Raw genomic sequence first — 12544 nt, 5'->3', positions numbered from 1 at the left:
GACTTAAAATTAGTGATTTATTTTAAACATGAAAGAAAAATAGCTAAAAAAGTGTTTGTTGTGCGCTTGGGCTTTCGTGTTCCAATAGCCATTTTTTGCGCCAAAGTCCTCCGGCGTAACCGGTTAGCGAACCATCAGTACCGATAACGCGATGACAAGGAACTACGATCCATAAAGGATTTTTACCATTAGCGGAAGCTACAGCTCGAATGGCTTTAACATCGCCTAACTTTTTAGATAAATCAAGATAAGACATCGTTTTGCCAAACGGTATGTTGAGCAATTCCTGCCACACTTTTTGTTGGAATTCGGTTCCCGATGGGTTGATTTTGAAATTGAAATCGTTTCTATTCCCTTGGAAATAATCTTGTAGTTGTTGCACTGCTTCTTGCAAAACGGGTGGAATTGTAGTGGTAAATTCGCCTTCTTCTAAAATTGAAATCACAGCAATGCCGTTTTCATCGCCAACGATTTTGGCAACTCCTAAAGGTGTTTTAATGAATGCGGTTTCCATAAGATAAAGATAATTATTTTAACCGCAAAGGGCACAAAGAAGGCGCGAAGTTCGCAAAGTTTTACTTCGAGAAAGTATAGATGTAATCTTCCAAAGCTTTTAGTTCTTCATTGCTCATTAGCTTAGTGATGGCGAAATTGGTTTTCATCACTTCATACTGACTTGGATCAACGATGGGTTCGCTTTCTTCTTTGAGAAAACTAATAATACTGCCTTTTTTTTCCTTGTAGATTTTGGCAATCTCGGCGATACTTGGTCCGATAACTTTTTGGTCCGGTAAATGACAGGCGTTGCAAGTTCCTTTGCCTTCAAATAGTTCCTGACCGGAAATGACGATGGCTGTGTTGTCTTGCTTGGGTTGGCCGTAGTTTTCTTCGGTTTCTTTTTTACAAGACACGAATGTTGTGATTAAGGCGATTAGGATGTATTTTTTCATGTTTACAAAAATTCAATTCTATTACTTTTTAGCCCTGATTGAAGTGGAAATCCTTTTTTTAAACTCCGATAGAGTTTGAAACTCTGTCGAAGTTAAAAAAAGATTGGAACGAAAAGCAGGAAAATGGATAGCCGATAAATCCCGAGCCTTTCGCTCCCAAAGTTTTACCGCAAATTCGCAAATCAAAATCTCATAAAATTTAAAATTTGCGAATTTGCGGTCATTTTATTTGTTTAATAATATTGCGGCTTCTTTGGCAAAATAAGTGGAAATCAGACTCGCGCCGGCTCTTTTAATGCACATCAATTGCTCCATCATGATTTTGTCGTGGTCGAGCCAACCTCTTTCGGAAGCCGCTTTAATCATAGCATATTCGCCCGAAACGTGGAAAACCGTCACGGGAACATTCACGGCATTTTTAACTTCGCGAACGATGTCTAAGTAGGCAATTCCGGGTTTTACCATGACCATATCGGCGCCTTCTTCTACGTCCATTAACGCTTCTTTGATGGCTTCGATGCGGTTGGCATAATCCATTTGATAGGTTTTTTTGTCTTTCGGAACCACAACATCTGCTTCTCTCGGCGCACTGTCTAAAGCATCGCGAAACGGTCCGTAGAATGCTGACGCGTATTTGGCCGAATAACTCATGATGCCAACGTTTGAAAAACCTGCGGCGTCTAAACCTTGGCGCAATCTTAAAACTCTTCCGTCCATCATATCGCTTGGTGCTACGAAATCGGCTCCGGCTTGCGCATGAGAAACGGCCATTTTCACTAAGGCTTCGTTAGTCGCATCGTTGGCTATATCGCCATTTTCGATGATACCGTCGTGACCGTAAATGGAATATGGATCAAGTGCTACATCGGGCATGACAATCATTTCAGGGCAAGCGGTTTTGATGGCTTTGATGGCATTTTGCATTAAACCGTTTGGATTCCACGCTTCTTTGCCGGTGTTGTCTTTTATGCTTTCGTCAACTTTTACATAAATGTTTACGGCACGAATGCCTAAAGCGTAAATTTCTTTGACTTCTTCGACAGTTAAATCAATCGAGCGACGGAAAATACCGGGCATGGATGGGATTTCGGATTTATAATTTTCGCCTTCTGCAATGAACATGGGAAACATAAAGTCGGATGGACTTAAAGTTGTTTCGCGGACTAAGGAACGTATGGATTCGTTAACGCGTAGCCTTCTGCCTCTTTGTAATGGGAACATATTTTTTTCTCTTTTCTCGCAAAGGCGCAAAGGCGCAAAGCGAAGTTATTTATAAAATTTTTTTACCATATAAGGAATATAAGTTCATTAAAGCCTTTTATATGACCTTATATTCCTTATATGGTTCAATTATATCCAATCTACTGGATTTTCTAGTACTTGAATTAATTTTTCTTCTTCACTTCCGGATTCCGGATGATGGTCGTAAACCCATTGTACATGCGGTGGTAAACTCATCAATATCGATTCTATTCTGCCGTTGGTTTTTAAACCGAATAGCGTGCCTTTGTCGTGTACCAAATTGAATTCGACATAACGACCGCGTCGGATTTCCTGCCAGGTTTTTTGTTCTAGTGTATAGGATAATGTTTTTCTTTTTTCTACAATTGGAACATAAGCTTCGCAGAAACTATTGCCTACTTCTGTTACAAATTTGTACCAATCATCCATTTTCATGGTTGCTGATTCTTTGCAATAATCGAAGAACAAACCGCCGATTCCGCGGGCTTCGTTTCTATGAGCGTTCCAAAAATAGGCGTCACATTGTTTTTTGTATTTCGGATAAAACTCCGGATTATGCTTGTCGCAAGCAATTTTACAGGTTTGGTGAAAATGTTTCGCATCTTCTTCAAACAAATAATAAGGCGTTAAATCTTGTCCGCCACCGAACCACGAATTGATAACGTCACCATTATCGTCATACATTTCGAAATAGCGCCAATTGGCATGAACCGTGGGCACCATTGGACTTTTGGGATGAATGACTAAACTCAATCCACACGCAAAAAAATCGGCTTCGCCTACGTTGAACATCTTTTGCATCGCTTCGGGTAATTTGCCGTGAACAGCCGAAATGTTGACGCCACCTTTTTCGAAAACCTTTCCATTCTCCATCACGCGTGTTCTTCCGCCGCCGCCTTCCGGTCGTTGCCAAATATCTTCACGAAATTTAGCTACGCCATCAACTGCTTCTAAGGCAGAAGTGATTTGGTCTTGGAGTTGTAGTATGTATTGATAGAACTTGTCTTTCATTGTGAATTAGTTTTCAGTCGCAGTTTTCAGTTCCAGAGAATTGAAACTGAAAACTGTGACTGTGACTGCCTACTGATTATATTCTTTCACCGCTTCAATAAACGCCTTCGCGTGATCAACCGGAATGTTGGGTAAAATACCGTGACCTAAGTTTACGATGTAATTGTCTTTTCCGAATTCGTCTATCATTTCATGTACCATTTTTTTGATGGTTGGAATTGGAGACAATAATCTTGAAGGGTCAAAATTTCCTTGTAAAGTGATTCTTCCGCCTGATAAATAACGAGCGTTTCTAGCAGAACAAGTCCAATCAACTCCAAGTGCAGATGCTTTTGATTTTGCCATATCGTTTAACGCAAACCAACAACCTTTTCCGAACACAATTACTTTAGTGTCTTCGGCTAAAGCTTCTACGATTTGGTTGATGTAAGGCCAAGAGAATTCGTTATAATCAACCGGAGAAAGCATTCCGCCCCAAGAATCAAAAATTTGAATGGCATTACATCCTGCTTTTACTTTTTCTTTTAAATATAAAATGGTCGTGTCAGTGATTTTTTGCAATAAAGTATGTGCCGCTACGGGGTTGGAGAAACAAAATCCTTTAGCTGTATCGAAACTTTTAGAGCCTTTTCCTTCTACGGCATAACAGAAGATTGTCCAAGGTGAACCAGCGAAACCAATCAACGGCACTTCGTCGTTGAGCATTTCTTTGGTTAATTTGATAGCGTCGAAAACGTAGCCTAACGTTTCATGAACATCCGGAACAAAGACTTGATTCACCTGTTCCATCGTGCGGATTGGATTTGGAATAATTGGTCCCAAATTGTCTTTTAACTCAACGTGAATGCCCATTGCTCTTGGTACCACCAAAATATCCGAGAACAAAATGGCCGCATCGGGTTTTACAATTCTGATGGGTTGTACTGTGATTTCAGCGGCTAATTCCGGTGTTTCACAACGGGTGAAAAAATCATATTTGTCGCGTAAGGCTCTGAATTCAGGTAAATATCTTCCTGCTTGACGCATCATCCAAACCGGTGGACGTTCTACGGTTTCATTGTTTAAGGCGCGAAGGAATAAATCGTTTTTAATCATATTTTTGGTTTTGTGCTAGCTTGGGCTAAACTATATTTTATTAAAAAATTCTATACTTTTTATAAGGGTACTTTCTATCGTGGGTTGATTGGCTATTACTACTTTTTTAGTAATGTCTCTCAAGGCTTTTGCGGTAGTATTTCCTATGCAAAAACAAATTTCGTCCCGAATGAGATTGACTTTCAAAAAACTTTTTACACCAGACGGACTGAAAAACATTATGCCATTCAAATTATCGTTAGCCTTATGAGGTGTTAAAACCGTTTCATAAACCTCAACTTCTTCAAAAACAACTCCGGCTAAAGTCATTGAATCCGGTAAAATATCTCTTCGCAGATTTCCGCAGAAAAACGTAAAACTACTTTTGAAATATTGGTTACAAATAATAGAAGCCAATTCTGAAGCGTAATCCGAACTTATGATTACTTCAAAGTCATTTTGTTCCAACATTGCTCTGGTTTTTTCACCTACACAAAAGCATTTTCTGGTTTTTATTTCAGTTATCTTTTCATGCTCTAAAACACTTTCTACTGCATTCTGACTGGTGAAAATCAGAAAATCATTTATCGTTTCAACTTCAAAATATTTGTTTACAACCTTAATAAAATCTTCTTCTTCAATTGCAAAATTCGCACTCAACAGTAATTGCTTTTGGCTTTCTAAAAGCTTTTTAGTTGATAATAGGCGAATTTGGTATTCCATCGTTTATACTTTTGGTTTAAGCTGTTTCTTGATTTCAAACATCAATTCACTTCCGCCATTCTCCAGAATTTCTTGTGCAGAATGAAATCCTAATTTCTTCCATTCTGAGATGTCGACAACTTTCTTGATTTCGAATTTTTGTCTTCCGTCAAGCGAAAGTAAACACCCTTGAAATTCTATGGTATCATCGTTTTGATTGTATTTGGCCAAAGCTCCGATTGGTGCTGTACAACCGCCTTCGAGTGTTCTTAAAAACTGTCTTTCTATGTAAGTACAAATTTCGGTTTCGATATCATTCAATTGAGAAACGGCCTCGATGGTATAATTGTCATTGCCCATGGCTACGACTACCATTGCACCTTGTGCCGGTGCCGGAATCATCCAATCTAAATTGATAAAAGTATCGGGTTTTAAATTGATTCTTTCCAAACCTGCTGCCGCAAAAACGGCTCCGCTCCAATCGTTGTCTTGCAACTTTTGCATGCGCGTGTTTACATTGCCACGTAAATCGGTAACGGTATGATTTGGATATTTATTCAGCCATTGTGCTTGTCGGCGTAAACTTCCGGTGGCTATCGTTCCGTTTGTATTTAAAAAATCGATATTGCCTTTGTGCACTAAAATATCTAACACATTCGCTCTTTCCAAAACGGCTGCTTGAACAATGCCGATTGGCAAAGCCGTTGGTACATCTTTCATAGAATGGACGGCAATATCTACTTCACCATTAATCATGGCAATGTCTAAGGTTTTGGTGAAAATTCCGGTAATTCCGAGTTCGTACAAAGGTTTGTCCAGAATAATATCGCCTTGTGATTTTACCGCCACAATTTCGGTTTTATAGCCTAAATCGTTGAGTTTCTTTTGAACGGTATGGGCTTGCCAAAGTGCTAGTTCGCTATCGCGAGTTCCTATTCGTATGGTTTTTTCAGTGACTTTGTGCATTGGTTTTTATATTTCTCGCTAAGGCGCGGAGACGCAGAGATTTAAAAGAATGATTTTTCTTGATCTAACTGGAAAACCTTTTCAATCCATTCAATGCCTTCATCCATAGAATCGCCGTCTTTTAGGTGATTTACAAAATGATTGGTGATTTTTTGGATGATGCGGTTGCTGATTAACTCGGCTTGCTCTTCGTCAAAATTGGATAATTTTTTGCGTTGCACGTTTAATTCGCCTTCTTTAATAGAATTTAATTTTTCTTTCAGAGCTTGAATGGTTGGCGCGAACTTTCTGTTTTTAGCCCAAGCCATAAACTCTTCTTTGATTTCTTCAATAATGGCTTCGGCAGCTGGAATGTGCAATTTTCTGTTTTCTAAAGTTTCGTCGGTAATTTGAGAAAGATGATCTAAGTGAATTAAAGTCACACCTTCAATTTCCTGAACATTTTCATTTACATTTTTCGGAATAGATAAATCTAAAATCAACAATGGCTTTTTCAGATTTAATATTGCCTTGTCAATAGTTGGGTTTTGAGCACCGGTCGCGACAACGACAACGTCTGCTTTTTGTAATTCCAATTGTAAATCGGCGTAATCTTTAACGACTAGGTTTAATTTTTGTGCTAATCTTTCGGCTTTGTCTTTGGTACGATTGATTAACGTAATGTGTTCGTGTTTGGTGTGTTTCACCAAATTTTCACAAGTATTTCTACCAATTTTTCCCGCTCCGAAAAGCAAGATATTTTTGTTGGCAATGTCTTCTACATTTCTAATAATGTATTGTACTGAAGCGAAAGAAACCGAAGTTGCACCGGTAGAAATGTCAGTATCGGTTTTGATTTTTTTACTAGCTTGGATAACAGAATTCACTAATCTTTCTAAGAAAGAATTCACCAAACCGTTTGATTTGCTTTCTACAAAAGCAATTTTCATTTGGCTGATGATTTCAAAATCACCTAAAATTTGGCTGTCTAAACCGGTTCCAACACGAAACATGTGATTGATTGCTTCCTGATTTTTATAGATGTAAGCCACTTCCTGAAACTCTTGTACAGAACCTTGGCTGTTTTCGCAAAGTAATTTGATTAACTCGTATGGGTGATTGGCAAAACCATAAATTTCAGTTCGGTTACAGGTTGATGTAACGATTAAGGCTTCGATTCCTTCTGCTTCAGCTTGCATCAATAAAGTTGATTTTGCTTTGGCATCCAAACTGAACTTTCCTCTGATTGCAGCATCTGCTTTTTTGTAACTTAATCCAACGGCGTAAAAAGAGGTGTGTTTCGACATATTAAAATTTTCCATAAACTACTTTCCTTAAAAAGTTCAACAAAAATATTACTAACCATTTTATAAAAATAACGCTGTAGGGACTTTTTGTGTCGCTGTGAGATATTTTGATTACCAAATATCTTTTTAGCGTTATTTATTATAAATTTGCAATGAAATCAAGTCTTGACAACTTCTTTATATAGATTCATTCTAAATAAGAATTTCACTTGGTTTCGAAATCATATACGAAAAAATGTCGCTATGGGTTCTCAAGAAGTTATAACAATTGAAAATGATTTCACTTTAATTCGTTTTCAAAACGATGGAAATGACAATTTTCATGTGAAAAGGCACATCAGTCAAGGGTTGATTCAATTTCACTTTGGAATTAAAGGCAAAGCAAAATTTGTTTTCAATCAGGGAAATTATGCTTTGGATTTGAAAGAAGAAAAGTCGTTGTTGTTCTACAATCCACAAAAAGAATTGCCATTAGATTTAGAATTGGCTCCGAATTCTTGGGTAATTTCGGTGATTATTTCTATCCAAAAATTCCATTCTTTGTTTACCAATCAGTCGGACCATATTCCGTTCTTGAGCCCTGAAAACAATGACAAAAAATATTATAAAGAAGAAAATATTAGCCCATCGATGGCGATTGTTTTGAGTCAGATGTTTCACTATTCGCTTAATCCATCTATCAAAAACCTTTATTATAAAGGAAAAGGTTACGAATTATTGAGTTTGTATTTCAACCGAAACGAAGACCCGAATGCTGAGCAATGTCCGTTTCTAATTGACGAAGACAATGTGATGAAAATCAAAAAAGCCAAAGAAATCATGATTGCCAATATGGCGGAACCGCCGGGTTTAGAAGAGCTTTCGGAACAAGTTGGTTTGAGTTTGAAAAAATTAAAAATGGGTTTCAAACAAATTTACGGCGACACCGTTTATGGTTTTTTATTCGATTATAAAATGGATTACGCCCGACAATTATTGGATTCAGGTTCTTATAATGTGAATGAAGTTGGGCTCAAAATAGGCTACAGCACCGGAAGTCATTTTATTGCAGCGTTCAAAAAGAAATTTGCCACAACACCCAAAAAATATTTAATGAGTTTGAATGCCAATACCTAATCGCATTGATTTCGTATATCAAACCATTAGTAAAAAATTAGTTTAACCTAAAGCCCAAAAAGAAGTTTCATTACTTTTAACAAAATTAAAATTGCCAAAATGAAAGGAGTATTATTAGTCAATCTCGGTTCGCCCGAAAGCCCAACTGCCAAAGACGTTAAACCTTATTTAGATGAATTTTTAATGGATAAATACGTGATTGACGTACCATTTTTATTAAGAGCGCTTTTAGTTCGCGGTATTATTTTACAAACCCGACCTAAAAAATCGGCTGAAGCTTACAGTCAAATCTGGACCGATGAAGGTTCGCCACTAATTGTTTTTTCCAAAAAAATGCACCAAAAAGTGGAGAAACTGGTTGATGTTCCAGTGGCTTTAGCGATGCGTTACGGAACGATGACGATGCAAAAAGGCTTACAGGAATTAAAAGATAAAGGCGTAACTGAAGTGATGTTATTGGCTTTGTATCCGCAATATGCGATGGCTTCAACGACTACGATTTGGGCTTTAGCCGATGAATTGCAACAAAAACATTTCCCTGAAATGACCATCACGAAAGTACCGGCATTTTATAACAAACCCGATTTTATCAAAACCTTAGCCCATTCGATTAAAAAACACTTAGAAGGATTTGAATATGATCACTTGCTGTTTTCTTATCACGGCATTCCTAAACGCCATATTCGCAAAACTGATGTAACCAAATCACATTGTACTATTGATAATAAATGTTGTGTAACCGCTTCACCAGCCCATGAATTTTGCTACCGCCATCAATGTTACGAAACTACTAGACAAGTAGTTGAATTGCTCGGAATTCCGGAAGGCAAATACAGTCAAACGTTCCAATCTCGCTTGGCCGGAGACAAATGGTTGACGCCTTACACCGATGTTGAAATTAACAAAATGCCGGCAAAAGGAATCAAAAAATTAGCGGTTGTAACTCCGGCGTTTGTTTCAGATTGCTTAGAAACTTTGGAAGAAATTGCGATGCGTGCCAATGAAGAGTTTAAAGAAAACGGTGGCGAGGAATTTTTTGCGGTTCCTTGTTTGAATGATGAAGACGAATGGTGTCAAGTGGTAGCCAATTGGGTAAAAGATTGGAGTAAATAAATTGAAAACCTACCGCAAATTCGCAGATTAAAATATAATTGGCAAATCTGCGGTTTATAAATTAAACAAATGGAACTCTACAACTACATAAAATCTTTGCACCTCATCTTTGTCATCACTTGGTTTGCGGGTTTGTTTTATATTGTTCGCTTGTTTGTGTACCAAATTGAGGCCAACAACAAGCCTTCGCCTGAGAAAGAAATTTTGCAAAAGCAATACAAAATCATGACGTATCGCTTGTGGTATATTATCACTTGGCCGAGTGCAGTTTTGGCAACGGTATTCGCGTTATGGTTGTTACATTTGATGCCCGCATGGATTCATATGCCTTGGATGCAAGTGAAATTGGGTTTTGTAGTTTTATTGTTTGCCTATCATTTCAAATGCCATCAAATTTACAATCAGTTGCAAAATGACGAGTTCAAGTACAGCTCCAATTTTATGCGATTGTGGAATGAAGGTGCCACGATTATCCTGTTTTCTGTCGTTTTTTTAGTAATTTTAAAAAATGCTTTCAATTGGATTTACGGCGTAGTCGGAATTATTTTGTTTTCGATTTTGATTATGCTTGGGTTTAAATTTTACAAACGAATACGGGAAAAGAAATAGTTGACAGTTTAAGTCTCAGTTAACAGAAAAACTGCGACTGAAAACTGCGACTGAAAACTTAATAAATGCTAAACGGCTTCAAAATGTCAATGCTTTCGCTTCGCATCAGGATTTTCTTGTCGATGATTATATTGATATTGATTGCCTCTATTTTGATGGCTTCTATTTCGATTATACAATTTAAAAATGAAGCCAAAGATTACCACCAAGAACGATTAGACCGAAAAGAATTTGCTATCAAAGAGCACATCAACTACGTGCTTTCTACCACAACTTATCCGCTAACACCTGAAAATCTTCGATTAATTTTCAAAGATAAAATTCACGAACTGTCTGACATTCATAACTTGGAAATCAATATTTACTCTTTGGAAGGAAAACTGTTGAAGTCTTCTAAGTCGACGTTTTCCGTGGATAAAGTCGCGCCGCCAATTCCGAACTATATCCTGAAACTCGTGCAATCTTCTGTGGATAAAAGATATGTTGACATTAAGAACATCGACGGAGTTAAGAACCGTTCCTCTTACAGCCAAATCAAAGACGACAAATTTAAACCTTTGGGCATTCTGAATCTTCCATACGTAGAAGACGATGGTTTTTACGAAACGGAATTGCGTGAATTTTTGTTGCGTTTGAGTCAGGTGTATTCGTTTATGTTGGTTATCGCTTTTGCTCTAGCCTACTTCCTTTCGAGTTACATTACCAAATCGCTTAAAACCATTTCCGATAAAATCAACGAAACGAGTCTGAACCAAAAAAACGAAAAGATTGTCATTGAGGCCAATAGTAAAGAAATCAATTCCTTGATTAATGCTTACAACCAAATGGTGGACAAGTTAGAAGAAAGCGCCAGTAAGTTAGCCCAAAGCGAACGCGAACAAGCTTGGCGTGAAATGGCAAAGCAAGTCGCTCACGAGATTAAAAATCCATTGACTCCAATGCGTTTGACCGTTCAAAGTTTCCAACGAAAATTTGATCCGAATGATCCCGATTTGAAACAAAAACTGAATGATTATTCTAAAACCATGATTCAGCAAATTGACACGATGAGTTCGGTCGCATCAGCGTTTTCTAACTTTGCTTCGATGCCGGCGCAGCAGAATGAGAACTTGAATGTGGTGGATGTAGTTGAATTGGCTTTGGATATTTTTAATGAAGATTACATTGTTTTTGAAAGCAATAAAGAAGAAATCATCTCGAAATTAGACCGAACGCAACTGATTAGAATCATTACCAATTTGGTTAAAAACGCTACACAATCCATTCCGGAAGACCAAGAAGAAAAACAGGTTTTAGTTTCGGTAAATGAAGTAGAAGACAATGTAATTATTTCGGTAAAAGACAACGGAATCGGCATCAATCCTGAAAACATCGATTATATTTTTGAGCCTAAATTCACTACCAAAACCAGTGGTATGGGATTGGGATTGGGAATTATCAAAAACATCATCGAAAATTACAAAGGAACTATTACTTTTGAAACCGAACCGGGAAAAGGCTCAACTTTTATAGTGTCGCTTCCTATTGTTAAATAAAAATTTAACCGCAGATTCGCAAATTTTAAATAGATATGTCAAATAAATAATTTGCGAATTTGCGGTAAAAATTATACAAATAATAAAACTACAAACTATGAACTTCGAAAACATACTCGTTGCTATTGACAACGGCATCGGACAAATTACTATCAATCGTCCGGCAAAATTAAATGCTTTGAACAAAGCAACCATTCAAGAATTACACGATGCTTTTGAGAATTTAGAAAATAATTCTGAAGTAAGAGTAATTATAATTACCGGCGAAGGTGAAAAGGCTTTCGTAGCCGGTGCTGACATTTCTGAATTTGCTAATTTCTCTATTGAAGAAGGAGCTCAATTGGCGGCTCAAGGACAGGAATTGTTGTTTGATTTTGTAGAGAAATTGAAAACACCTGTCATTGCTGCGGTAAATGGTTTTGCGCTTGGCGGTGGCTTAGAATTGGCGATGGCTTGTCATTTCAGAATTGCTTCCGACAATGCTAAAATGGGTTTGCCTGAAACGTCACTTGGCGTTATTCCGGGTTATGGCGGAACCCAACGTTTGCCGCAATTGATTGGAAAAGGACGTGCCATGGAACTGATTATGACCGCCGGAATGATAGATGCGGAAACGGCAAAATCTTACGGATTAGTCAATCATGTAGTTGCTCAAGCAGAACTTTTAGAATTCACGAAAAGCATCGCCTCGAAAATCATGCGCAATTCTCCAAATGCTATCGGAAAAGCTATAAAAGCTATCAATGCCAATTACAAACACGATGTTGACGGTTATGATGTAGAAATCAGAAACTTTGGCAAATGTTTCGGCACCGAAGATTTTAAAGAAGGAACAACAGCATTCTTGGAAAAAAGAAAGGCCAGTTTCACAGGGAAATAAAAAACAAATCTCGCTAATCAGCGGGATTTTTTTATATATTCGGAGCTTAAAAAAACCAAA

The 12544-nt window shown here is 37.7% G+C and carries 13 protein-coding genes; 5 read left to right on the top strand and 8 right to left on the bottom strand.

The features are described from left to right. Positions 1-43: 43 nt before the first annotated feature. The 8 genes from ACK4R1_RS02280 to hemA form a co-directional block, all read right to left on the bottom strand. On the bottom strand, positions 44-514 hold the full coding sequence (locus tag ACK4R1_RS02280) for a methylated-DNA--[protein]-cysteine S-methyltransferase (RefSeq protein WP_409683070.1): 471 nt from the start codon (positions 512-514) through the stop codon (positions 44-46). A 61-nt stretch (positions 515-575) separates the two neighbouring features. Beyond that, the gene (locus ACK4R1_RS02275; RefSeq protein WP_409683067.1) at positions 576-950 is read right to left on the bottom strand and encodes a c-type cytochrome; all 375 of its coding nucleotides are present in this window, start codon (positions 948-950) and stop codon (positions 576-578) included. Positions 951-1175: 225 nt separating this feature from the next. Beyond that, a complete protein-coding gene (gene hemB / locus ACK4R1_RS02270; RefSeq protein WP_409683064.1) occupies positions 1176-2171 on the bottom strand; it encodes a porphobilinogen synthase in 996 nt (331 codons plus the stop codon). 129 nt (positions 2172-2300) lie between these two features. Further along, positions 2301-3203 (bottom strand): oxygen-dependent coproporphyrinogen oxidase, encoded by a 903-nt coding sequence (hemF, locus tag ACK4R1_RS02265; RefSeq protein ID WP_409683061.1) that lies wholly within the window; start codon positions 3201-3203, stop codon positions 2301-2303. Between the two features lie 69 nt (positions 3204-3272). After that, positions 3273-4298 (bottom strand): uroporphyrinogen decarboxylase, encoded by a 1026-nt coding sequence (hemE, locus tag ACK4R1_RS02260; RefSeq protein WP_409683058.1) that lies wholly within the window; start codon positions 4296-4298, stop codon positions 3273-3275. A gap of 30 nt (positions 4299-4328) precedes the next feature. Beyond that, positions 4329-5000: a uroporphyrinogen-III synthase gene (locus ACK4R1_RS02255; RefSeq protein ID WP_409683056.1), complete on the bottom strand. Its 672-nt coding sequence runs from the start codon at positions 4998-5000 to the stop codon at positions 4329-4331. Between the two features lie 3 nt (positions 5001-5003). Further along, positions 5004-5945 (bottom strand): hydroxymethylbilane synthase, encoded by a 942-nt coding sequence (gene hemC / locus ACK4R1_RS02250; protein ID WP_409683053.1) that lies wholly within the window; start codon positions 5943-5945, stop codon positions 5004-5006. A gap of 41 nt (positions 5946-5986) precedes the next feature. Then, positions 5987-7246: a glutamyl-tRNA reductase gene (gene hemA / locus ACK4R1_RS02245; protein WP_409683050.1), complete on the bottom strand. Its 1260-nt coding sequence runs from the start codon at positions 7244-7246 to the stop codon at positions 5987-5989. Positions 7247-7474: 228 nt separating this feature from the next. On the opposite strand from hemA, the gene ACK4R1_RS02240 reads away from it, so the two are divergent. From ACK4R1_RS02240 to ACK4R1_RS02220, 5 genes are all read left to right on the top strand, one after another. Next, complete coding sequence (locus tag ACK4R1_RS02240) at positions 7475-8347, top strand: helix-turn-helix domain-containing protein (protein ID WP_409683047.1); 873 nt, start codon at positions 7475-7477, stop codon at positions 8345-8347. Positions 8348-8446: 99 nt separating this feature from the next. Beyond that, the gene (hemH, locus tag ACK4R1_RS02235) at positions 8447-9460 is read left to right on the top strand and encodes a ferrochelatase (protein WP_409683044.1); all 1014 of its coding nucleotides are present in this window, start codon (positions 8447-8449) and stop codon (positions 9458-9460) included. A gap of 69 nt (positions 9461-9529) precedes the next feature. Beyond that, entirely contained in the window at positions 9530-10069 is a 540-nt protein-coding gene (locus ACK4R1_RS02230; protein WP_409683041.1) for a CopD family protein, read from the top strand. Positions 10070-10191: 122 nt separating this feature from the next. Continuing rightward, complete coding sequence (locus ACK4R1_RS02225) at positions 10192-11604, top strand: sensor histidine kinase (protein WP_409684049.1); 1413 nt, start codon at positions 10192-10194, stop codon at positions 11602-11604. 97 nt (positions 11605-11701) lie between these two features. Then, on the top strand, positions 11702-12484 hold the full coding sequence (locus ACK4R1_RS02220) for an enoyl-CoA hydratase/isomerase family protein (protein ID WP_409683039.1): 783 nt from the start codon (positions 11702-11704) through the stop codon (positions 12482-12484). Positions 12485-12544 lie beyond the last annotated feature (60 nt).

The organism is Flavobacterium sp. (assembly GCF_046293665.1).
GTDB lineage: Bacteria > Bacteroidota > Bacteroidia > Flavobacteriales > Flavobacteriaceae > Flavobacterium.
This window is presented reverse-complemented; position numbering and strand designations above follow the sequence as displayed.

Bases quoted from the DNA above. Each gene is read 5' to 3' on its own strand.
- ACK4R1_RS02240 (WP_409683047.1), top strand. From the start codon at position 7,475: ATGGGTTCTCAAGAAGTTATAACAATTGAAAATGATTTCACTTTAATT.
- hemB (WP_409683064.1), bottom strand. From the start codon at position 2,171: ATGTTCCCATTACAAAGAGGCAGAAGGCTACGCGTTAACGAATCCATA.
- ACK4R1_RS02230 (WP_409683041.1), top strand. From the start codon at position 9,530: ATGGAACTCTACAACTACATAAAATCTTTGCACCTCATCTTTGTCATC.
- hemH (WP_409683044.1), top strand. From the start codon at position 8,447: ATGAAAGGAGTATTATTAGTCAATCTCGGTTCGCCCGAAAGCCCAACT.
- ACK4R1_RS02255 (WP_409683056.1), bottom strand. From the start codon at position 5,000: ATGGAATACCAAATTCGCCTATTATCAACTAAAAAGCTTTTAGAAAGC.
- ACK4R1_RS02275 (WP_409683067.1), bottom strand. From the start codon at position 950: ATGAAAAAATACATCCTAATCGCCTTAATCACAACATTCGTGTCTTGT.
- ACK4R1_RS02220 (WP_409683039.1), top strand. From the start codon at position 11,702: ATGAACTTCGAAAACATACTCGTTGCTATTGACAACGGCATCGGACAA.
- hemC (WP_409683053.1), bottom strand. From the start codon at position 5,945: ATGCACAAAGTCACTGAAAAAACCATACGAATAGGAACTCGCGATAGC.
- hemE (WP_409683058.1), bottom strand. From the start codon at position 4,298: ATGATTAAAAACGATTTATTCCTTCGCGCCTTAAACAATGAAACCGTA.
- ACK4R1_RS02225 (WP_409684049.1), top strand. From the start codon at position 10,192: ATGATTATATTGATATTGATTGCCTCTATTTTGATGGCTTCTATTTCG.
- hemF (WP_409683061.1), bottom strand. From the start codon at position 3,203: ATGAAAGACAAGTTCTATCAATACATACTACAACTCCAAGACCAAATC.
- hemA (WP_409683050.1), bottom strand. From the start codon at position 7,246: ATGGAAAATTTTAATATGTCGAAACACACCTCTTTTTACGCCGTTGGA.
- ACK4R1_RS02280 (WP_409683070.1), bottom strand. From the start codon at position 514: ATGGAAACCGCATTCATTAAAACACCTTTAGGAGTTGCCAAAATCGTT.